Raw genomic sequence first — 21854 nt, forward strand, 5'->3', positions numbered from 1 at the left:
ATGCGCTGCTCGCCCAGGCCGTCATTCGCCGTTGATGAAATATTCATCCAGTAGGTCGTTGTGCTCGCCGAGCAACGGTGGCCGAGCCGGCGTCGTGGTCGGCGCGAGACCGAAGATATAAGGGATGCCCGGGTAGCTGACTGTCGTACCCAGCTCCGGATGGCTTACGGGAACCGGGAATCCGCGGGCGGCAATGTGTTCGTCGTCGAATGCCTCATCGGGGGACAACACCGCGCCGGCTGCAAATCCGCGCCGCTGGCTCTCCAAGAAGTATTCCTTAGCGGGCATCCGGGACGCGATCAAGGTGATCGCATCCCGTGCCGCCGTCAGGATCGCGGTCGTTTCGTCGTCGGCGCCAATGAGCGCGATATCCACCGGCACGTCACGGGATGCGGCCAGTTCCAAAAAGACCGCCTCGGGCAACTCGTCGGTGAGACCCAGATCCGCCAGCCAGTCCAGCAAATTCGCGAATTCGTGAGGCTTGCGGGGAAGCACGCCCGTGGTGGCATACGCGCCGTCCGCGCAAAAAACTTGGGTACGTTGGCTCGGCGTGAAATACGCATGGCGGCCGGTCTGTCGCAAGCACGTCTCGTTGTTGACCAGCCAGTGGTAGGTGGTCTGCTCGCAACTGACGTTGCAGGCCGCATTGACATTGACGTCGACGACCTGACCCTGGCCGGTCTGGTCGCGGTGCGCCACCGCGACCAACGCGCCGATCGCACAGTAAAGGCCTGCAAGGTTTGCCGATTGCTCGCCGGCGCCCCGAATCGGTGGCAACGAATGGTCATCGTAGCCGCAATTCCACACCGGGCCCCCGCCTGCGAGCATCGTCAGATCGGTGACCGGTTGGTCGGCCCGGACACTGTTGAGTCCAAACGGACTGACGACCACCCAGATCAGCGAAGGATTCTCGGCGACGAGGTTGTCGTGACTCAGCGTGCCACCGCCGACCGCGCCGGCCCCCGAAATCGCAATGTCGGCGCCGGCGATCAGGCGCTGCAGCACACTTATGCCCTGAGGCGCGTCGAGGTCGATGGTCACCGAGCGCTTGCCGACATTGCCGCCCCACCACCGCAGGCTGGCATCGCGCCCGGCAATGTCGCGCGCAAACGGTGGCCGCGACCGGTGTGGCGATCCGGTCGGAGGTTCGACGACGATGACGTCGGCGCCGAGTTCAGCGAGTATCCGTCCCCCTATAGGAGTGAACTGGTCGCTGATCTCGACGACGCGAATTCCCGTTAGTGCGCTCAGATCACACCCTGCTTCTTCAGTTCGTCCAACTCCTCATCGCGGTGCCCGAGCAGCCCGCACAACACATCGCGGTTATGTTCGCCGAGGCAGGGCGCCGCCTGCGTAACGTTCCATGGCGACGCCGACAATCGCAGCGGCAGGCCCTCGACCCGCACCGTCCCAATCTCCGGATGCTCGACCGTCGGGAAGAGACCCCATTCCGCTAGGTCGGGATCTTCGTCGATGCGTTCAGCGGGTGACTTGACGACACTGGCCGGAACTCCCGCGGTGGTGAGTTCGCTTGCCAGGAGCGAGGCCTCGCGTATTCGAGTGCATGCGCAGATCATCTCGTCGAGTTCGTCAGCTGCGCGCAACCTCTGTTCGAGCGTGGCGAAACGGTCGGCGGTTAGTTCCGGCTCGTCCAAGACTTTGGCCAACAGGGTGACGTCGCGATCGTCACGGCAGGCGATGGCGATCCACCGGTCCTCGCCCAGGCACGAGTAGATGCCATGTGGCGCCATCTCGCCGAAGTCAGCGTGATTTCCGTCGGGACGTCCGGCCGTGCGTGCGGGTCGCCGGTTGACCGTCCAGTCGAGCACTTCGGTGGGCAGCATCGCGATGCCGGCCGGCACCGTCGCCAAGTCGACGTGCTGGCCTTCGCCGGAGCGTTCGCGCTGATGCACGGCCGCCAGGATCGCGACGGTCATGTAGTAAGCGGCGATGTGGTCCATGTAGGAATAGCCCCATCCCGCAGGTTCGTTGTCGGGCAGCCCTGAGGTGAAGGTCAGCCCACTGAGTGCCTGCACAATCGGGCCCCAGGTTTTGAACTGACGGTATGGACCGGTGTGGCCGAATCCGCAGTTGGAGACGTAGATGATGTCTGGTTTGATTCGCCGCAGCTCGTCGTAGCCGAAGCCCATCCTGGCCAGCACGCCGGCCGCGAAATTCTCACAGACGATGTCGGACACCCCGATCAGCTCGCGGAGCAACTGCTTACCGGCATCGGCGCGCAGGTTGATCGTCACGCCGAGCTTGCCCACGTTGTGGTTGTTGAAACCGGCGCCGAGGTTCACACCTCTTCGCTCGTCGACGAACGGGCCCACTCCGCGCAGTGCGTCCCACATGCCGTTGGTGAGCGGATCCTCGACCCTGATCACCTGCGCACCGAACGCAGCCAAGATTTTTGTTGCGCCTGCCCCAGCCAGCTGGCCGCCCAGGTCGCACACGCGTAGATGGGACAAGCCGCCGGTCACCGTGTAACAATAAAACACATTTTGTTCTGCTGCCAACCAGAGGCTATTCTTCAAGTTTATGGTGACGATCGCAGCCGCCCGGTTCGACGAGCCGGCGTTTTACCTCGGCCACCCGAACGAGACGTTTGCGCAGTTGCGCGACCGCGATCCCGTTCATTGGTATGACGAGGGCAAGTTCTGGGTCATCACCAAATACGATGACATCAAGGGAATCTCGGCGCGTCCCGAGAAGTTCAGGTCCGAGCGCATCGGCATCATGATGGACCTGATCGCGCACCGGGAAGGACGAGACCCACAGGGCTACAAGTCCCGCGGAATCATGTTCATGGATCCGCCCGAACACCGTGCGCATCGCAAGGCCATCGGCATTCGCTTCACGCCCGCCGCAGTAGCCAAGATGGAAGCCCGGGTACGCCAGGTCGTCAACGATGCGCTCGATGGCCTGCCAGAAGGCGAATTCGACTGGATCCAGCGGATCGCCGAGCCCATTCCGGTATATGTGTTCGCTTACCTGCTCGGGGTGCCGGAAGCGGACTGGCCCAAAGTCGCCGGTTGGGCGACCACGATCGCAAATGTGGGCAGCGGGCTGGCCAATGACAGCGACATGGCGTTGATTTTCGACCAGATCGGCCCTTACCTTTTGGGCCTAGTCGCCGAACGCAAAGACCACCCGCGAGACGACCTGCTCACGATGTTGTCGGAAGTGACCGTCGACGGAGAACCCTTCAACGACGCCCAGGTGATGATCTACGCGCTCACATTGCTGGCAGCGGGGAGCGAAACGACGCAGAGCCTGATTGCGGGCATAGCGGACTGCCTCGACGAGCATCCCGACCAGGCCGAGAAATTGTTCGCGAACCCCAGCCTGGCCGACAACGCGGTCGAGGAGGTGCTGCGGTACTGGACGCCGGTGATGAGCATGGCCCGTCAAGCCGCCCACGACGTGCAACTTCGCGGCGTCGCCGTCAAGGAAGGCGACGGTGTGCTGCTCGCCTACGCGTCGGCCAATCGCGACCAAGAGCATTGGGGACCCACAGCCGAGCAGTTCGACATCACCCGCGCCGATGCCGCGAATCACCTCGGCTTCGGCGTCGGCGAACACTTCTGCATGGGTGCCGCGCTGGCTCGGCGCGAGGCCCGCCTGTTGCTCGAGGAAATCGCCAAGCGCGCCAAGGGAATTCACGTTGTCGGCGAACGTGTGCAGCGGGCATCCGCGCTGGTGCACACTCACGACCGCTTGCCGGTCATGCTGAACTACCGCTGAGGGGCGTTTGATGAGCGGACCGATGGCCGGCGTGCGCGTCTTGGAGGTCGCCCAGTGGACGTTTGTTCCCGCTGCGGGAGCCGTACTGGCCGACTGGGGTGCCGATGTTCTAAAGGTCGAGCATCCGCGCACCGGCGATTCCCAACGCGGCCTTCGCCAGCTCGGCAACATCACCGTTGAAGGCGCGCGTAATCCCGTGATGGAGCACGCCAATCGTGGTAAGCGGTCCATCGCCCTGGATATCTCGACCGCCGACGGCCATGAGCTGCTGATGGAGATTGCGCGGAGCAGCGACGTGTTCCTGACCAACTTCCTGCCCGATGCCCGCAAGAGGCTCAAGATCGATGTCGACGACGTGCGGCTCGTCAATCCCGAAATCATCTATGCCCGCGGTAGCGCCTACGGTCCGCTCGGCGAGGACGGCGAAAAAGGCGGCTACGACATGACCGGGTTTTGGTGTCGCGCGGCCGGTGCCGCCAGCACCACTCCTAGCGATTTGGGCGGGGTCGTCGCCCAACCGGGGCCTGCCTACGGCGATTCCATCGGCGGCATGACCATCGCCGGCGGCATTGCTGCCGCACTATTCGAGCGCGAGCGCACCGGAGTGGCTCGCACCGTGGATATCTCGCTGCTCGGTGTCGGGGTGTGGGCGATGGGCGTAGCCGTCAATGCCGCCCTCGTCAGCGGCCAGCCGTGGGTGGCCAACCCGGCCGGTGCCAACGTGACGCCGCACAATCCACTCACCGGCTTCTATCGGACGAGCGACAACCGGTTCCTCGGATTGTCGATGCTGCAGGCGTTTCGGTACTTTGCGGCCTTCTGCGAGCGAGTAGGAGTTCCTGAGCTTGCCGGCGACGAGCGGTTTTCCAGCCATGAGCTGTTGGCCAAGAACGCTGGCGAGGCGACCGAAGTGCTGCGTGCGGCCATCGCGGCGCACCCTCTTGAGTACTGGCGCAAAGTGCTTGCGGACTTCGACGGCCAGTGGGCGCCGGTGCTCAGCACAGCCGAGGTGGCGAAAGACCCACAGGTGCGCGCCAACGGCGGCATCGTCGTGATCGAGCGTGACGGCGAGCCTTTCGAATTGGTTGCTAGCCCGGTGTTGTTCGACGAGACGCCGTTGCGTCTCGGTCCGTCACCGGAGTTCGCTGAACACACCGAGGAGCTGATCCTCGAACTCGGTGGAGACTGGGATCGGATCGTCGCGCTCAAGGAAAATGGCGCCATCGGCTGACCAATGCTTACGTCAGCCCGAGTTGGTCTCGGGAGCGGACTGGCGCGCGAGCGACCAGGCCGCAGCAGCCGCTCTTAGATCACCGAGCCGACGTCCTCGCGCACTATGCGCTCGAGTGCCCGCTCGACTACCGCGGCGATGGTCATCGATGGGTTGCACGCAGCGGTGGTCCCTGGGATCAGCGCACCGTCGAGCACGTAAAGCCCTCGGTGTCCACGCACCCGGCCCTCCGCGTCGCAGACGGTGCCCATAGGGGCCCCTCCGAGGGGATGCCAGGTGGTGTTGTTCAACCGATTGGTGTCGGCCAGGATGCCCGCCCGGCCGACGATCCGCTTGGCGCGGGAGTGGATTTCGGCCCGGATGGCGCTGTCGCCGTTGCGCGGGAACGACAGCTTCACTTCGTCGGCGTCCGCGTCGTAACTGAATCGCCCCCGCGACTGGCTGGCACCAAAGCCGACCAGGATCGTTGTGCGGATGTCCAGTCCTGCAACGGGTGGAATGGAGGCCTGAATCAGCGTGTTAGCGCGGTGAATATCGTGCCAATCCTTACTGCAGTAGACGACGGGGCCGCCCTGAACCCGGCCGAAACCCTCGGCCAGATCGGTCCACACATAGATTCGATCCCCGTTGGTGCCCCAGTCCTCACCCACGCCGGAAGGCAGATCGGGGATGTGGCCCAGCGCTGCGGCGCGCACCAGCATCCGGCTGGTGTTCACGCTGCCGGCGGCCAGCACCAGCGCGGAAGTGGTCAGGATCTTCGTCTGCTTTTTGCGGCCTTTCATGTCGAAGCGGTCCACCTCGACCTGCCAGCGGCCGTCGGGTGCCAAGGCGATGGCGGTTACCTTGTGTAGCGTGTGCAGGTTGACTCTGCCGGTTGCCCGAGCCGCGGCCAGGTAGGTCTTGTCGACCGTGTGCTTGCCGGGGTTGTTGACGCCGAAAACGCAGTCGCCGTTGCTCAATGAGGGCCGCACCTCACCTCGCAGCTCGGCGAGTGCGCAGTCCCAGTCGATGGGCATGGGTACCTTCTCGACCGAATAGCCCGCCCTGCGGACACGGGCGGCGAAGACGCGGCTCACCCGGTAGTTCGGGCTGTTGATCAGCTCGTCAGGCGCCGTGGCCAGCCGCAGCATACTGGCCACCCGCGGATAGTAAACGCGGTCCATTTCGTCGTAGTTGAGCGCCGAAGGAAGGTACGTCTCGAAGAGTTCCCTATTGGGCTGCAAGCTCATGCCCTGGTAGAGCAGCGACCCGCCGCCGACGCCCACGCCCGCGATGGACATCACGTTGTCACCAGAGAAGGCGCAGAGCACGCCGGGGTGGGGGCCACCTAACACGGGATGCCCGAACACTTTTGGGGCGGAGTCAAACCAGAAGATCCGCTTGTCAAACGGGTTGTGTGTCGGGCGGGGGAAAGTTTCGCGGTCCTTCGCCAGTTGCCATTCGATGCCCTGCTCGAGCACGGTGACCGGCACACCCGCCTCGGCCAAGCGCAACGCGGTGACCCCGCCGCCAAAACCCGAGCCCACCACGACAACCCTGTGATCTTCTCGGGTCACCGGCACCTGCACTGCAGCGGCGCGCTCCCTGACTGGCGCGATTCGTGCTAGTCCGCCTCGCGCCAGCCTCCGCACCGAGCAGGCGAACGCCGTCACGGGCTACCCGCTCAACACGGCGACGACGCACGATCCGCCGCCGCCCATCGCCTGCGCCAGTCCGATCCGCGGGTCGGCGACCTGTCGCGAATCCGCTTCTCCCCGAAGTTGACTAACCACCTCGGCCACCTGAGCCAGGCCCGTCGCGCCGAACGCGTGGCCGCGAGCCAGGCATCCCCCGTCGGTGTTAGTCGGCAGCCTGCCACCCGTGGCGAGGCCACCCGACTGCGCCAGCTCCGCCGCCTCCTTGATGTCAGCCAGTCCCAGGGCGATCAGCGCGGTGATTTCCTCGCTGGCGCACATGTCGTGCAGGGAGACAATGCCGATGTCGTTTGGGGCGACCTGCGCGGCATCGAAGGCTCGCTGCGCGGTCATGGTGATCTGGGAGGGCGGCCCCACGCATGGACCTGCCACCGGCCACATCGGGTCCCCCGGCCAGCTGGTCTGCTCGATGGCGTTGACCCCCACGGCCCTCGGCACCGGATCCGCCGTCACCACTATCGCGGCACCGCCGTCAACCGAGGCGTGACACATCATTTTGGTGAGCGGCTCGGCCACCATCCGCGCCGACATCACCTGATCGACGGTCACCTCGTCGTCGTTGCGCCGTGCGGCAAGAGGATTGAGCCGCGCCTGGTTGTACGACTTTGCCGCGACAGCACCGATGACCTCGGGACCACATTGGGCGTCGTGCAGCCAGCGGGCGGCCTCGATGGCGTAGTGAGTCTGCGGCGGGAACCGGTCCCAGAAATCGACCGCCGCCGGCACCACTCCCCCGGGTTCCAGCGCGGTGGTCTTCTCGTAGCCGATCGCCAGCGCGGTGCGGCAGCGGCCGGAGGCAACCGCCCAGACGGCATGCCGCAACGCAACCATGCCACCCGCTGAAGCACTTTCGATGGCGGTCACGGGAATTCCGGTGCGGCCCAGACGATGCGCCACTTTCAGCGCAGTCTGCGGCGGCGCCATCGAGGAAGATGCGAAGACCTCGCCGACACCGGCATAGTCGAGATCGGCATCGGCGAGCGCCCGCTCGGCGGCCGCGACCCCAAGGTCGGCCAACGCAGTGTCACCGTGCTTGCCGAACGCCGTTATCCCGATCCCCGCGACGTGGACGCGCGTCATGCCGGATTCGCCTCGAACAGCGTGGTTTTCGTTTCACCGAAGGTCTTCTCGACGACCCGGCCTACGGTGCCGGGCGCGGGCCGCGGCCCGGACACCAGCACCTGCAGTCGACCGTCGGGAGTGTCCACCCAGGCGACACTGTAGCCTTCCTCTCCGTACCCGGAGATGGGTGACTTCGACGGCACAAAGGTCGACGCCCACACGGTCGCCGCCGTGTCGGTGGATGTGTCAGCGGGCACTGCTCATCCTTTCCTGACTGACGTTTGCGTTGCCCAGAGCCGGTGGTGGCGCCAGCGGTATGGGTCCCTGGTCGACGAACCGCCATGGCAAGCCCACCAGCCGGGCAGTACCTATGTCGGGGTCGGGATGGGCGATTTCGGGAAAGAATCCACGTGCGGCCAGATGTGGGTCGGCCACCAATTCCTCGGCGGCCTGCACCGCCGCGGCGGACACGCCCATCGCGCGCAAGCGCTCGGCCGCCTCGTCAGCCGATGTCCCGGCGATCATCGCAGGCAGTTCGTCGGTCCGCCCGTCGTCGCGCTCTACGAATTCGACTGCCACCCAACGGCCGTCGGCTGCGCGGTAAACCTCGCGATGCGCGGCGGTGTCGGCGACCGATCGGTCGTCGACCGAGGCCGCGGCGACGAATTCGGCCACCGTGGAGGCGACGACCTCGGCCATGGACAGATCGATCACAGCGCCGGTGTCACGGGCTGGCCCGATGGCCCACGCGGCTATGACTGTGGCGGCCACCACCGACGACAGCGGGTCCGCGATGACCGTACCCAGTCGTGCCGGCGATCCATCCGCGCCGGCGGTCAGTCCGGCTAGACCGCCGTAGGACTGAACATTATTGGCGTACACCTTATATCCGGCAATGGGACCGCTAGATCCGAAGCCGGACACGCTCAGGACAAGCCCGCCCGAGCCGGCGATCTTCGCAGGATCCACGTCCAACCGGGCCAGTCGTGACTTACCGACATTTTCAATGAGGACATCGGCGTCAGCCAGCGCGGTCGCGACGTCCAGAACGGCGCGGCCAGGCTCGATCAGCAGGCTCTGTTTCGAATGGTTGGCCACCGCAAAGTAGGCCCCACGCTCGACGCCAGGCTTCCCATCGGCGAAAGGTCCAGTGCGCCGGTAGATATCAAGCCGATCGGGGTCTTCCAGGCGCATCACCCGTGCCCCCATCCCGCCCAGCAGCGCGCCGACGATCGGTCCGGCCAACACGTGGGTCAATTCCACGATGCGCAGATCGGTCAGACGACCCGTGCGGCCGCGATCGAAGCGCCCCCCGGCGGTGGTCAGCCACGGGGCATCCAGGACCGCAACGTCAACACCGTCGACCTGTGTTGACGACAGCGCCTCACGGAACGCGAACTGCGGTGAAGTCAGGATTTCTGCCGGTGCATTGACCGGGGTCGACGGAACGCCATTGGCCTGCAACAGTGCTGAACACGCTTCCTTGTCGTGCGTCGCCGCCCACTCGGCGACATGCCGGTTGATCAGATCGGCCTGCTCAATGCGGGCAGCCCTTTCGTCGAGACCCATCGCCCACTCCGGATGGCCGAGCGCCGCTAGCAGTCCGCGCCACTGGTGGTTTTCCACCGCGGTGATCCGGACCAAGCCGTCGCGGCAGCCGAACGTACCCGACGGCGCGAGATAGCGGCCGCTGCCGGCCTTTCCCTGGCACGAGTACAGGACGTGGGCGCACTCGGGAAGAGAAGCCGTGAACACCACCGCCTCCTGCACCGAAACATCAACGCTCACTGAATCGTGCGTGCTGTAGCGCCGGTCCAGACCGTGCAGAGACGCCAGCGCGGTCACCGCCCCCGCCGCCTTGAGGGCGACATACCCGGGTGCAGGCAACGGAGCGCCGTCGGATCCGGTGATGGTGGCCAGCATCCCACCGGCGGCTTGGGCGACGAGCTCGCCGCCCGGCTGTGTTGACCGGGGCCCGTCCAGACCGAATGGGCTGACACTGACCACGACGCAATTCTCGGCCTCTGGTGCCGCACCGGGGGCACCATCGACGATCACGATGTCGTGTCCGCCGATCATTGTCGTGAGGTCGGTGTCAGGTGGGGCAACCCGCTTGGCGTGATCGAGGGTAATGTCCACGGCGGCAACGGGTCCCGCCGCAGTTGTGATCCTCGGACCTGTGCGCTCAGCCACTTTGCCGGCGGCAACTTTGGTGACGTCGGCGCCCAAGCTCGCCAGCAGTGCGGCCGCCGCCGAACCGGCAATCCCGTCGCCGAGCTGCAACACGGTGATTCCCGACAGGAAGCGAATGTGTTCGACGGTGTTCACGCTTAACGATCTCCGTTGTCGACGGACGGGTGTCGGGCACTGAGCCAACGGGTGACGACGTCACGGTGATAGGCGCGCTCCCCCAACGTCGCCGCGACACTCGCTGCGCGGCGAAGGTGAACGTGGGCGTAGTGCTCCCAGGTGTAGGCGATGCCGCCGAACACCTGGATCGCGCCCTCAGGGACGGCGCGCAGCGAATCGATACCCCAATATGCGGCTAGCGATGCCAGCGCCGCAGCGTCGGGATGCCCGTGCTGACACGCGTCGGCGGCGCGGTTGACAAGGGCCCGTCCGACTTCGATCGCGCACCGCTGGTCGACGAGGCGGTGCTTGACCGCCTGGAATGCACCAATCGGGTGGCCAAACGCGGTGCGCTGCTTGGCGTATTCGATCGCCGCTTCGTTGGCGGCCGAGGCGATGCCGACCAGCTCGGCCACCTGAGCGACCCGTGCACGCATTGTCGCGCCGTAGTAGCGGACCTCGGCTGAGTCACCCGACTCGATGACGTCAATCGGTGCTTCCTGCAGCGAGATTCGGGCAGCAGGGTTGTGATCCAGTGGGGTGATCGCTTCACATGACACGCCTGCGCCGGTCGGGTCGACCACACCCAGAACAGCCTGGTCGTTCGTGCCGGCACAGACCAGGAGCCTGGTCGCAACCGCAGCGAAGGGCACAAGCGGCCATACTCCGGAGATGTTGCCGGCGCCGGCGAGTTCACCGCGCTCGGGTAGTACCAGGCTGATGCCGTCCGCGCGCCGATCCTCGCACCAGCCTGCGGCAGCCGCCGCGCCCAGCGGGACCGGGGCCGCCGCCGCGCCTGCCGCCTCGGCCAGCGCACACAACTCACGAAGACCCTCGCCTCCCCCGCCGCCCGCATCGCTCACCAAAACATCGGGCCATCCCAACTCGGCGATGGTCTGCCACAACACCGGGTCGAAGGCCGGGCCGGGGCGGTCGAGCAGGCTCCGGAATGCCTGTGGCGACCATGCCCGCCGCAGGATATCGTCGGCCGACTCGCGCAACCGGGCCAGTTCTGCTGCAGTGTCGGCGATCTCCGTCAACGACGACAGGGCGTCAGCAGTCACGGGGCAGCCCCAGCAACTTCTCGCCGATCACATTGCGCTGGATTTCCGATGTGCCCGCGCCGAAGGTCGCGGCCCGCATCAACAAGTAGCTCTGCGCGACATTGCCATCCTTGACCGCCCCCACCGAGCCGCGCTCCAACGTGCCTGCGGGGCCGGCGAGTTCCAACCCGAAATTCGCCATCGCCTGGTCGACCTCCGAGGTCAGCAACTTGGCCACCGACGCCTCCGGGCCGGGGCTGACACCACGGACGCCCGCGGCGGTCGCCTGTGCCGAAATCTGTCGAAGCGCCTCCACCTGCGCCGCGAATCCGACGATGTGATCGGCGACATAGCTGTCGTTAAATCCGTTGCGGGCCAGCGCATCCTCCTCCTGAGCCATTTTGACCAGGATCGCAAGCCGCCGCTCGATGCGATGAGTGCGACTCTGGCCCACACGCTCGAAGCCCAGTGTGGACTTGGCCACCTTCCAACCGCCGTTCAACGGCCCGAGAACGTTGACGAGCGGCACACGCACCGAATCGAAGAACACCTCATTGAACTCCGACTGACCGGTGATCTGCCGTATCGGGCGCACTGCTATTCCGGGGGTTCCTAACGGCACTAGGACGTAACTGATTCCATGGTGCTTATCCGCTGTCAGATCGGTACGCGCCAGAATGTAGATCCAGTCCGCGTATTGGGCCTTCGAAGTCCAGATCTTCTGACCGGTGATCACCAATTCGTCGCCGTCGATATCGGCCTTTGTCTTCAGCGCAGCCAAGTCGCTGCCGGCCTCGGGCTCACTGAAGCCCTGACACCACACCTCTTCCCCAGACAGAATCTTGGGCAGATATCGTGCGCGCTGCTGGTCGTTGCCCCACTGAATGATGGTGGGCCCCAACTGATTGACGGCGCTCCGATTGATGGGCTCGGGCGCGCGGGCGGCAGCCATCTCCGCGTTGAAGATCAGCTGCTGCACCGGTGTGGCGGCGCGCCCGCCGAACTGCACAGGCCAAGAGATCGCGGCCAGACCGGCCTCGCAAAGCCGTCTCTGCCACAACCGCATTCGGTCCAGGCGGTCGGTCTCGTTGCCTCCGGGACCCAGGACATCAGACGTCAGCGCTGATGCGAGAAAACCGCGGACCTCATCGCGGAACTCGCGATCAGCGTCGGCGAGGATGACGCCATAGTCCGGCTCGGTCACGCTCCACCGCGAAGGATCGAGGCCATCCGCACCTTCATGTCCCCGTACGTGATCGCCGTGGCTCCTGCCTTCGGCGCGCGGCCGGCGTCTACCTTCGGGGCGGACAGATCCAAGCCGGCGATCTTCCCGCGCAATGCTGCAACGGTGCAGTTCGCTCTTCCGAGTCGCTCAACGCCCGTGTAGCCGAAAGCACGGGCCGCGTTACGCCACGTGATCGCTTCGACCTCCTCGGCGGTGCAGCCCTGCAGCTGGGTAGCGAGCTGCTCGGGCGCGTCGGGCCAACTACTGTCCGAGTGCGGGTAGTCCATCTCCCAACAGATGGTCTCCACCCCGATACGGTCGCGCATCTCGATGCCCACGCGGTCACGGATGAAACATGACATGAAGTTGCGCCGGAATACGTCGGTGGGGCTCAGGCCATCACCGAGATCGTCTCCGGTCCACGCCCGCTGGCGGGAATAGATGTCCTCGAATCGCTCTAACAGGAACGGGATCCAGCCGATCCCGCCCTCAGATAGGGAGAACTTGATAGTTGGAAACTTCGTGAGGACCGGGGAGAACAGCAGATCGGCCGTGAACCGCTGGGTGTCAAGGGGGATCATCGCGTTGTACGCCAGGTAGGTGGTCAGGTCGGACGGCACGGGCATGCCGCCGCCGGTGCCGATGTGGATGTTCACCACGGAGTTCTCTTCACACAACGCCTCCCACAGCGGGTCCCAGTGCGGGTCCTGCCACGGCGGCTGGCCATAGTTGCCGATGTGCTGTGGCGCCGTCACCGCCCGGCAGCCCAGCCCCGCCAGCCGATGCACCTCAGCTGCGGCCAGCGCCGGATCCCACAGCGGCAGAATGCCCATCGGGATGAACCGGTCGGGATGACGGCCGCACCAGTCCTCGATGTGCCAGTCGTTGTAGGCGCGAACCATCACCTCGGAGACCTCACGGTCACCCCGGTAGGTGAACAGGGCGCCGGAGATGGTGGGAAACGACGGAAAACATAGCGAAGCCAACACGCCGGACGCGTTCATGTCGTTCACCCGTGCGTCGACGTCGTAACAGCCTGCCCGCATGTCGCTGAATCGCGAGGGCTCAAATCCCCACTCATCGTTGGGCCGGCCCGCGACCGCGTTGAGTCCGATGTTGGGCAGCTGCAGACCGTCATACTCCCAAAAGCACACGCCGTCAGCGTCCTCGACGATGCGCGGAGCGTCGTCGGCGAAACGGCGTGGCACCCGCCCAGCGAACATGTCGGGCGGTTCGACGGTGTGGTCGTCCACGCTGATCAGCACCAGATCGAGAGGGTCAATCACCTGATGCATTTTAGACTAATTAACAGATTATGTCTAAGTGTTCCATCCGGGCGGGCGCTCATTGGCGAAGTCTTGCACCCAGCCCGCCATCAAGCCGTAAACGCTCTCCATGGCATCGCGCGCGGCGGCATCGTCACCTATCGGCTCATAGTCGATGTCCCAGACAACGACCGATTCCCCAACGGCATCCGTGCTTTCGGAGACGGTGTTGACCGCCACAAATCGGCTGACCGGCATGGGATTGTTGGCGATCTCGTAGGATAGCGCGCGCTCGTCCGGTCTGATCCAGATGAGTGTCTCGATTACCGGCTTCTCACTGCTTGCGGCAATGAACCGTCGCATGCCCGGTCCTTCGCCCTCGACCCGGACATCGCTGGGCCCGGGGATCCAATCGACGTTGCCGAAGTCAGCCAGGACTGCCCAAACTGCGTCCGGCGATGCCGCGAGCCGCTTGGTGACCGTGAACGATGGCATTCGCTGAAGGTACCACCACCATGGAACAGTTGATCGACTACTGTTTCTATGTACTGCCGAGTGCACGAGGAGGGTGATATGAGCGCCGACGCCCCCGCCGAAGGCGAATACGAGGTGGATGACGACTCGGTCCGTTATGAAGTCGTCGAACCGCACATCGCCCAGATCACCATCAACCGGCCGGACCGGCGCAACGCAATCCTGTCGCCCGACATGCACAACTTGTTCAAGGAGCGGCTGACCCGCGCCGAAGATGACGATGAGGTCAAAGTCGTCATCCTCCTGGCCGAGGGCAAGGATTTCTGCAGCGGTGACGATGTGCGCCGGCTCCCAGTGGAGCAGGCGGGGCTGACCAAGGGGAAGCGGTTGCCGCAGACCGCACGTCTGGGCAACGCGCGACGACTACACCGGCACCTCACGAACTGGCTGGAGTTTCCCAAGACGGTGATCGCGGCCTGTCAGGGCGCGACCCTGGGCGCCGGAATGAACCTCGCTCTCGCCGCTGACATTCTGGTTGTCTCCGACGACATGTATCTCGCCCGCCCGCAGGCGCGCATCGGCTTCGCAGGATTCTCCACAGCTATGCCGTTGGCGCTGCTCAAGTTAGGACCTAACCGCGGCTACGAGGCGATGATCACCGGCCGCAAGGTGACGGCGGCCGAGTTACGCGAATGGGGCGTGGCCGCGTCCGTCGTGCCCGCCGAGTCGTTGCGCCACGAAGCCATGCGGTACGCGCACGCTATAGCCCATCACTCGGCCGACGGGTTGATGGTGGGAAAGCACGCGCTGATCGCGTTCTGGCACGCAGTCGGAATGGCGCAGTTCGGCGACTGGGTTCCGATGGGCCACACCGTGTTCAGCAACCTGTCCTGGCGTGATGACGAGTTCAACTTCATGAAGGAACGTAGCTCTCGCGGCGGCCGGGAGGCCATGGCCGAGCTCGAGCGCCGCTATTCCGAGTGGGGATTCGAATAGTTTCGCTAATGCGACACCTGTACAGATCTTGTATTGGTGTTCTGTATGCTGAGGCAAACGGCACGGGGAGCTGAATGACGATGGGTGTGCTTGACGGACGTACTGCATTGGTAACCGGCGCGGGACGTGGAATTGGGGCTGCGGTTGCCGAGGGGCTGGCAGCCGAGGGTGCGACGGTCTTGGTGTCGGATGCCGGAGTCACCGTCGATGGGATCGGCCATGACGCGGGCCCGGCCGAAAGCGTGGCCGCGGCGATCGCGAGCCGCGGCGGTAAGGCGTTCGCCGATACCACCGACATCACCGACTTCGCTGCGTGCGCGGATCTCATCGACCGCGCCGCCGAAACGCTCGGAGGCTTGGATGTCGTCGTGAACGCCGCGGGAATCCTGCGCGACGGCATGGTATTCAAGATGAGCGAGCAGGACTGGGACGCGGTGGTCTCGGTACACCTCAAAGGCACTTTCAACGTCACCCGCCACGCGGCGGCATGGTGGCGCGAAAACCGAGGCGGGCAGTACCGACTGATCACGTTCACGTCGATGTCGGGACTGCAGGGCGCCCCCAGCCAGCCCAACTACGCTGCCGCCAAGATGGGAATAGTTGGCTTGACATTCTCGTGCGCCAACGCATTACGCAACTATGGGGTGCGTTGCAACGCAATCGCCCCGATCGCCGGCACCCGCATGACCCAGGGCATCAAGGGTGGTGGGAGCATGGACTACTCGGATTCCAACGTTCGCCTATCGCCCAAGAACTGCGTGCCGCCCGTGGTGTATCTGGCCAGCGCGCAGTCTGATTGGCTTAACCGCCGCGTCATCTTCGCCGGCAACGGCCGCATCAGCCTGATGTCCAACCCGGTCGTCGAACGCGAGATCGTGTCGACCTCGGGAACCTGGGATATCCCGACTGCTTTCGCCGAGATCGAGACGTCGTTCAAGGAAGCCGTCCTGTATCCCAATATCTTCGACAAGCCACCCGCCAGCTGAGACGGAGAGGGTGATCATGACCGAGCTTGCCACCGAGCGGGTGCCCAAGAAATACGCCTGCGGTGAGACGTTCGTGCCGAAGAGTAGGTATGTTGATCCGGAGTTCCTGCAACTCGAGTTGGATCGATTATTCACCCAAGTTTGGCAGCCGGCGTGTCGCGAAGAGGAAATCCCTTCGCCAGGTTGTTATTACGAGTACATGATCGGCCGGCAATCCATCGCCGTGGTGCGCCAGAAAGATGGCGGGATCAAGGCGTTTCACAACGCTTGTGCGCACCGTGGGATGAAAATCGTCCGCGACAGCGGATGTGCGCCGGACAAGGAGTTGCGCTGTGGGTTTCACGGTTGGCGTTATGGCTTAGACGGGCGGTCGTCGTTCGTTCCTTGCCGTGACGAATTCGCCTCCCGCCCACGCGAACAATGGAACCTGCGGCCCGTCGCCGCCGGCACTTGGGGCGGGTGGGTGTTCGTGAGCATGGCGGAGAACCCGCCGGATCTGCTCGAATGGCTGGACCCGCTGCCTACGGCGCTGGCGCCATTTCGGTTGCAGGACATGCGCTACCGCTGGCGCAAGCGCACCTTCCTGCGTGCCAACTGGAAAACGGTTGTCGACGCATTCATCGAGGGCTACCACACTCCTGGCACCCACCCGCAAACGATGCGATCCGCAGAGGGCCCGCGGCCATCGGCAGCGCCCGCCGCCCCGCAGGAGTACGTCTACGCGCCTTACACGCCAACGATCACCTACAACAACCACTCTCGGTTCGTGTACACCCAGCGTCCCGAACACGCCAGTCGCGACAGCGCGCGCCAGGAACTGGCGGCACGACCGGAGGTATTCGCAAATTCGATGCAATACCAATACCTAGAGGTCGGCTCGCTGGTCACCGAACGCGACTACCGTGCCGCGCAAAAACTGGCGACGCAGGAGCCCAGCGAAGTCCCGCCGTTCGTGCTCTATCACCAGCTGTGCGAGGAACTCGCACGCGCGGAAGGCGTCGACTTTCCGCAGATGTCGATGGAGCAGTACTTCGCGGGCAACGGCGACTGGCATGTGTTTCCCACCATGGTCATCCTCGTCGAGAAGTCCTGCCTGCTCGGATACCGCATGCTGCCGGATGCCGAAGATCCGAATCGGTGCACGTTCGAAATGTTCTCGTTGGAGCATTTCGCACCCGGAGAGGTTCCCCAGACACATTGGCAAGTGTTCGAGCGATGGCAGGATCACGACGCCTGGGGCGAGTTGCCCTCGCAGGACTTGAAGAACATCGGAGCCATTCACGCCGGCATGCATTCGGCGGGCTTCGACGGACTCTGGCTGAACACCGCCCAGGAGATGTCGATCCGGAACGAGCACGCGATCGCCGACAGATACCTGTTCGGTTCGGGCAACTCAGACGAGTAAATGATTCCTGCCGCGCCGAACGGAGAGCGGCCCGGTGAGTATCCGGGTATAACACTCGGACGTTTCGTGTACCGAGCAAATGGGCCGCTCAAGAGCGACCCTTCCGGTGGAGCTGCCGGGAATCGAAACCGATGCCCTACCTGGGATTATGCCGTCTCAACTGGCGTTTCGTCACATCTCGTTCCCGTTCGGTCCCGCTCATTTCCTGCGGTTTCGTTTTCGGGTCTTGACGGCGTCAAGAGCAATACCGGGTGCGCTCTGTCCAGACAAGACAGTCGGCCCGCGCGCCACCAATCCGAAGGTTGGCTTGATGATCAACTCACTTCCGGCCCCCGAATCGGCATGGTGCCGAAGGCATCGTCGCAGCCATCGCGGCCATGAGAAACGAGAGCTGCTTGAGGAGGTCCCGAGCTGCGATCCCGTACTCACCGGGCGCCGCGATAAGCCGCGACAGCGTTGGCGAGTGCTCATGATGTGGCGTTGGCGAGTGCTCATGATGCGGTGCTTGGGGCTGGCCATCCCTGAGAGGGTGGTTGGATGGGAAAGCCGGGCGGCGGCGGCACACCAGAGAACGACATGGTGCTGAGCTACGGCCAGAGCTACGACATCCAGGCTGGAAGGTACTGCCCACCAGCGACGGGACCCGGTTCACCAGTGGCGGGTCCGCGACGGCATGACAACATCTCGTCTTTTTGGCCGATGCGCAGCGCAACCGGACCTCGGCATCGCTAGATGAGGACCAGAGCGGCACGCCACTGTCCAAGTGAACGAAACCGCGACGCCAAGGGCAGCTCGAAGTTACTGTCGTGGACGATTGGAGCTGCGGTTGCCGGAGGATTAATGGGGACAGTCTTCCATGGATGAGGTGGCGTTCGGACGCTACCGGCTGATTGAGGTGATCGGTCAAGGTGGCATGGGCAAGGTGTACAGAGCCCACGACACAGTCATCGACCGCCATGTCGCGGTCAAGGTGTTGTCCCCCGAGCTAGCTAGTGAGCCCGGGTTCCGCGAACGCTTCCGCCGGGAAGCCCACACAGCCGCTCGGCTAACCGAGCCGCACATTGTGCCCATCTACGACACCGGAGAAGTCGAGGGCAGGTTGTATCTGGTCATGCCGATCATCAATGGCACCGATGTCGGAAACTTGCTCAAGCGCGAGGGTCCCATGGACCCACAGCGGGCTGTTGTCGTCATTGAGCAGCTCGCAGCCGCACTAGATGCTGCACATGCCGCTGGGCTGGTTCACCGAGATGTCAAGCCTTCCAACGCATTGATGACCGGCCGAGACTTCACCTATCTGATTGATTTTGGTATCGCTCATAACGTCGCGGCGACACGAGTGACCAAAACCGGCACCATTATTGGAACTTTGGCCTATATGGCCCCCGAGCGTTTCACCGATGGTGTCGCTGATGCCCGGGCTGACATCTACTCGTTGGCATGCTTGTTGCACGAATGCCTTACCGGTGCCCAGCCGTATCCCGGTGATAGTGCCGAACAGCAGATCACCGCTCATCTCACCCTCAGCCCGCCAAAACCCTCCAACCTGACCCCAGGTGTCCCGGCCGCGTTTGACAATGTCATTGCTCGCGGCATGGCGAAGCGCCCGACGGACCGCTACAGCTCAGCAGGCGAACTCGCTAGGGCAGCAGGCGATGCGGCAGCGTCTTCCCAAGCACCGACCGCCTTCGCTTCCGTCCCTCAACGGCCGGTGTATACCCGCGAGTTCCCGGCACGATGGCCCAACCCCGACGGAAGCGGATATACCCCATATGCCGACCACCTTCATACCCCACCACCAGAACGCAAGTTCGGGCATGGGCGACTGGTACTGGTTGCCGGAGCCGTGGCTGCATTCGTGGCGGCCGCACTGATAGCGGCACTACTGATCTTGCGAAACAACCAAGAGTCGACGCCTAGCGCTTCAGACTCAACGTCGTCGAGGGCACCGACTACTGGCGAAACAGCGGAGTCTTCGACCATCCGACCGTCTTTCACGACGACATCGAAGCCTCAAATCACCTTGCCAGACGCCGATGCCCAGGGATTCGTCGGTTATCCTGCTGGTCGTTGCGACGCAGGAAGTACGCCAGCGTTGATGGCGCGCACCACCCAGTCCTTGATCGTGGTCTGTGAGGCCGGACCAGCGAATTACTACTATCGCGGTGTTCGTCTCAGCGACGGTGCCAGCATTGAACTCGCGAATGCGGTGCGGTCCTCGGGCGGATTCGATGTGACCAATCCCGTCGATGGAACTCGCTATCAGGTGCGACCCACCGGCATCTCAATAACATCCCCGAGCGGCCATGTGGAGTCCGAACCAATGATCGAGTACGCGGCAAGGTAATCCCGAGGATGCATCCATGCCGTTAACGATCGGTCAAATATTCGCCGGGTACACCATCATTCGTCTGCTGGGATCTGGGGGCATGGGCGAGGTGTATCTCGTTGAGCATCCTCGGCTTCCCCGCCGAGATGCCCTGAAACTACTGCCTCGCGAGTGGTCGGCCGACGAGGAGTTCCGGGCTCGGTTCAATCGGGAAGCTGATCTCGCTTCTACGCTCTGGCATCCCCACGTCGTGGGAGTGCACGACCGTGGCGAAGAAGACGGTCAACTGTGGCTCTCCATGGACTTTGTCGATGGATTCGACGCCGCACGCCTCCTGGCTGATCGGTATCCAGGCGGCATGCCGGTCGAAGAAGTCGTTCGTATCGTTACTGCGGTGGCCAGTGCGTTGGATTACGCCCACAAGCAAGGCCTGCTGCACCGCGATGTTAAGCCAGCCAACATCATGATGACCAACCTCGATGACAACGGTGACCAGCGAATCCTGTTGACCGACTTCGGGATAGCTCGCAATGTCGACGACATCAGCGGCCTTACCAAGACGAACATGACCGTGGGTACAGTCGCCTACAGCTCACCCGAGCAATTGCTCGGCGAAAACCTCGACGGACGAGCAGACCAGTACTCGTTGGCCGCCACCGCATTTCATCTGCTGACCGGTTCGCAACTATTCCCTAACTCTAACCCCGCAGTGATCATCAGCCACCACCTCAACGTGCAACCACCAGCACTGGCGGACAGCCGACCACGCCTTGCGAAGCTAGATCCAGTTCTCGCCATCGGCCTAGCCAAGCGACCCGAAGACCGGTTCGAGTGACCGGACCCCGTGAACTGGTCCATGGCGCTTGAGAGTCGATAATCATCGTTGCCATCGAAAGCGTAGTCGTGCAGCAGCAGGCTCCGCTTGGGCTGTGGACTCCCGACGGGTAGCGACACCGCATTCATTCCGGCTTGCGGATTGGTCGAGAGTCTCGGAGCAGCGTTGCCGTGACGGCAACCGATTGGCTTTGCGTGGGTCATGCAGAGGAATGGGTGTCGATCCATTCGAGCAGTAGGCGGGCGACGATGTCTGGCTGCTCTTCGGGTATCCAGTGAGAAACTCCGTGTGCCAATGCCTTTACTCAAGATCGATCAGGCCTGTCTCGCACGGCCACGCCGACCCGCCCAAACACCGCAGGGTGTAGCCACAACGCAAGTAGCACCGCTCTGCCAAGGCAACTAATTGCCTGCGCGCTTTCCTATCTCACACGCCGACCATGAGTAGGTCGGCGACGGTCGAGTCGTTGTTCGGGGCTGCCGCGGCCATCATGGTCGTATGCGCTTGGCCCGGATCGGTGTGGGGCGGGACTACCAGCAGCAGGATCTTGGTGCGGTTGAGTCCGAGGACTTGCAGGGTGTTTGTCGGCTGATATCGGTATCCGTCGAGTCGTACCTTGCGTCCACCGGTCGCGAGTTTGGCGGGTAGTTTTGCCCATTCGTCGAGCTTGTAAAGCACGCGATCAATGGCGCCGAGCCGAACCGAGAGCACGGCAAGCAGGTCCGGAAGCTCGGTGGTGAGGTCATCACCGTGCGGCCACCAGGCCCCATCGACATACCCAGTTTGGGGTGCCTTGGGCTTCAGGCGCAATCGCGGCGTGTAATCCGGTGGTGTGAGGTGTCGACCGGCTTCGGGTTGGGCCTGTTGTAGCGTCATGGCGACGCTCCTGTCTTGGCCGCGAACCGGCCAACATCATTTGAATCGGCGACGACACAACTCAAACGGTCATGTGCGAAGTATCGCCGATGGTTACACTCTACTCCCTAGAGACAGAATCAGAACCGACGAAAGCGGCGCGGCGGGCTGGCTGTTTCCCAAGCTTCCGGATGAAGCCGGCAATGGGCGGGATGCGCAACACCCGCGGCACGTCGGGCGCCCACATACGGTAGCGATTCACGGCGGTGTGCTCCGGGTCGGGCGCTGCACCGTTTTGGGGGCTCCAGTTTGGTTGCTACATCGGCGGCCGATAGTACCGGTGGTTTGGCCGCGGCCG

General features: G+C 63.8%; 17 protein-coding genes and 1 pseudogene. 7 read left to right on the forward strand and 11 right to left on the reverse strand.

Translation table 11 applies throughout. From position 1 onward, the window contains the following. Positions 1-21: 21 nt before the first annotated feature. Together AC5Y7E_RS09560 and AC5Y7E_RS09565 are read right to left on the reverse strand one after the other, a co-directional pair. Positions 22-1251 carry a CoA transferase gene (locus tag AC5Y7E_RS09560; protein ID WP_499948836.1) on the reverse strand — a complete coding sequence of 410 codons (1230 nt, stop codon included), beginning with the start codon at positions 1249-1251 and terminating at the stop codon, positions 22-24. Further along, a complete protein-coding gene (locus tag AC5Y7E_RS09565) occupies positions 1248-2483 on the reverse strand; it encodes a CaiB/BaiF CoA transferase family protein (RefSeq protein WP_499948652.1) in 1236 nt (411 codons plus the stop codon). The genes AC5Y7E_RS09560 and AC5Y7E_RS09565 overlap by 4 nt, the downstream gene beginning before the upstream one ends. A 58-nt stretch (positions 2484-2541) precedes the next feature. On the opposite strand from AC5Y7E_RS09565, the gene AC5Y7E_RS09570 reads away from it, so the two are divergent. Beyond that, complete coding sequence (locus AC5Y7E_RS09570; protein WP_499948653.1) at positions 2542-3747, forward strand: cytochrome P450; 1206 nt, start codon at positions 2542-2544, stop codon at positions 3745-3747. 10 nt (positions 3748-3757) lie between these two features. After that, entirely contained in the window at positions 3758-4978 is a 1221-nt protein-coding gene (locus AC5Y7E_RS09575) for a CaiB/BaiF CoA transferase family protein (RefSeq protein ID WP_499948655.1), read from the forward strand. A 74-nt stretch (positions 4979-5052) separates the two neighbouring features. On the opposite strand, the gene AC5Y7E_RS09580 is transcribed toward AC5Y7E_RS09575, so the two are convergent. From AC5Y7E_RS09580 to AC5Y7E_RS09615, 8 genes are read right to left on the reverse strand one after another with little or no spacing between them, the layout of a single operon-like run. After that, entirely contained in the window at positions 5053-6630 is a 1578-nt protein-coding gene (locus AC5Y7E_RS09580; RefSeq protein WP_499948656.1) for a GMC oxidoreductase, read from the reverse strand. Between the two features lie 3 nt (positions 6631-6633). Beyond that, positions 6634-7752: a thiolase family protein gene (locus tag AC5Y7E_RS09585; protein ID WP_499948658.1), complete on the reverse strand. Its 1119-nt coding sequence runs from the start codon at positions 7750-7752 to the stop codon at positions 6634-6636. Continuing rightward, positions 7749-7991 (reverse strand): hypothetical protein, encoded by a 243-nt coding sequence (locus tag AC5Y7E_RS09590; RefSeq protein WP_499948660.1) that lies wholly within the window; start codon positions 7989-7991, stop codon positions 7749-7751. The genes AC5Y7E_RS09585 and AC5Y7E_RS09590 overlap by 4 nt, the downstream gene beginning before the upstream one ends. Further along, positions 7981-10062 carry a CoA transferase gene (locus AC5Y7E_RS09595; RefSeq protein ID WP_499948662.1) on the reverse strand — a complete coding sequence of 694 codons (2082 nt, stop codon included), beginning with the start codon at positions 10060-10062 and terminating at the stop codon, positions 7981-7983. Before AC5Y7E_RS09595 ends, AC5Y7E_RS09590 begins: the two co-directional genes overlap by 11 nt. Positions 10063-10064: 2 nt before the next feature. Then, a complete protein-coding gene (locus tag AC5Y7E_RS09600) occupies positions 10065-11147 on the reverse strand; it encodes an acyl-CoA dehydrogenase family protein (RefSeq protein WP_499948664.1) in 1083 nt (360 codons plus the stop codon). Further along, positions 11137-12330 (reverse strand): acyl-CoA dehydrogenase family protein, encoded by a 1194-nt coding sequence (locus tag AC5Y7E_RS09605; RefSeq protein ID WP_499948665.1) that lies wholly within the window; start codon positions 12328-12330, stop codon positions 11137-11139. Before AC5Y7E_RS09605 ends, AC5Y7E_RS09600 begins: the two co-directional genes overlap by 11 nt. Next, positions 12327-13637, reverse strand: coding sequence for an amidohydrolase family protein (locus AC5Y7E_RS09610; protein ID WP_499948667.1), 1311 nt, complete (start codon positions 13635-13637; stop codon positions 12327-12329). Before AC5Y7E_RS09610 ends, AC5Y7E_RS09605 begins: the two co-directional genes overlap by 4 nt. A 33-nt stretch (positions 13638-13670) precedes the next feature. Next, positions 13671-14111 (reverse strand): SRPBCC family protein, encoded by a 441-nt coding sequence (locus AC5Y7E_RS09615; RefSeq protein WP_499948669.1) that lies wholly within the window; start codon positions 14109-14111, stop codon positions 13671-13673. A gap of 78 nt (positions 14112-14189) precedes the next feature. On the opposite strand from AC5Y7E_RS09615, the gene AC5Y7E_RS09620 reads away from it, so the two are divergent. The 5 genes and pseudogenes from AC5Y7E_RS09620 to AC5Y7E_RS09640 all read left to right on the forward strand — a co-directional run. Next, positions 14190-15086, forward strand: a complete 897-nt coding sequence (locus AC5Y7E_RS09620) for an enoyl-CoA hydratase/isomerase family protein (RefSeq protein WP_499919891.1) — start codon at positions 14190-14192, stop codon at positions 15084-15086. A gap of 80 nt (positions 15087-15166) precedes the next feature. Beyond that, entirely contained in the window at positions 15167-16072 is a 906-nt protein-coding gene (locus tag AC5Y7E_RS09625; protein ID WP_499948671.1) for an SDR family NAD(P)-dependent oxidoreductase, read from the forward strand. Between the two features lie 16 nt (positions 16073-16088). Next, positions 16089-17477, forward strand: coding sequence for an aromatic ring-hydroxylating oxygenase subunit alpha (locus AC5Y7E_RS09630; RefSeq protein ID WP_499948673.1), 1389 nt, complete (start codon positions 16089-16091; stop codon positions 17475-17477). A gap of 856 nt (positions 17478-18333) precedes the next feature. After that, the gene (locus AC5Y7E_RS09635; protein ID WP_499948675.1) at positions 18334-19824 is read left to right on the forward strand and encodes a serine/threonine-protein kinase; all 1491 of its coding nucleotides are present in this window, start codon (positions 18334-18336) and stop codon (positions 19822-19824) included. 16 nt (positions 19825-19840) lie between these two features. Beyond that, positions 19841-20635: pseudogene (locus tag AC5Y7E_RS09640) on the forward strand (serine/threonine-protein kinase); the annotation flags it as partial. A 432-nt stretch (positions 20636-21067) separates the two neighbouring features. Here the strand turns inward: AC5Y7E_RS09640 and AC5Y7E_RS09645 are convergent. Further along, entirely contained in the window at positions 21068-21517 is a 450-nt protein-coding gene (locus AC5Y7E_RS09645; protein WP_499948676.1) for a DUF5994 family protein, read from the reverse strand. Positions 21518-21854 lie beyond the last annotated feature (337 nt).

It is taken from the genome of Mycobacterium sp. NGS17, from assembly GCF_059813205.1.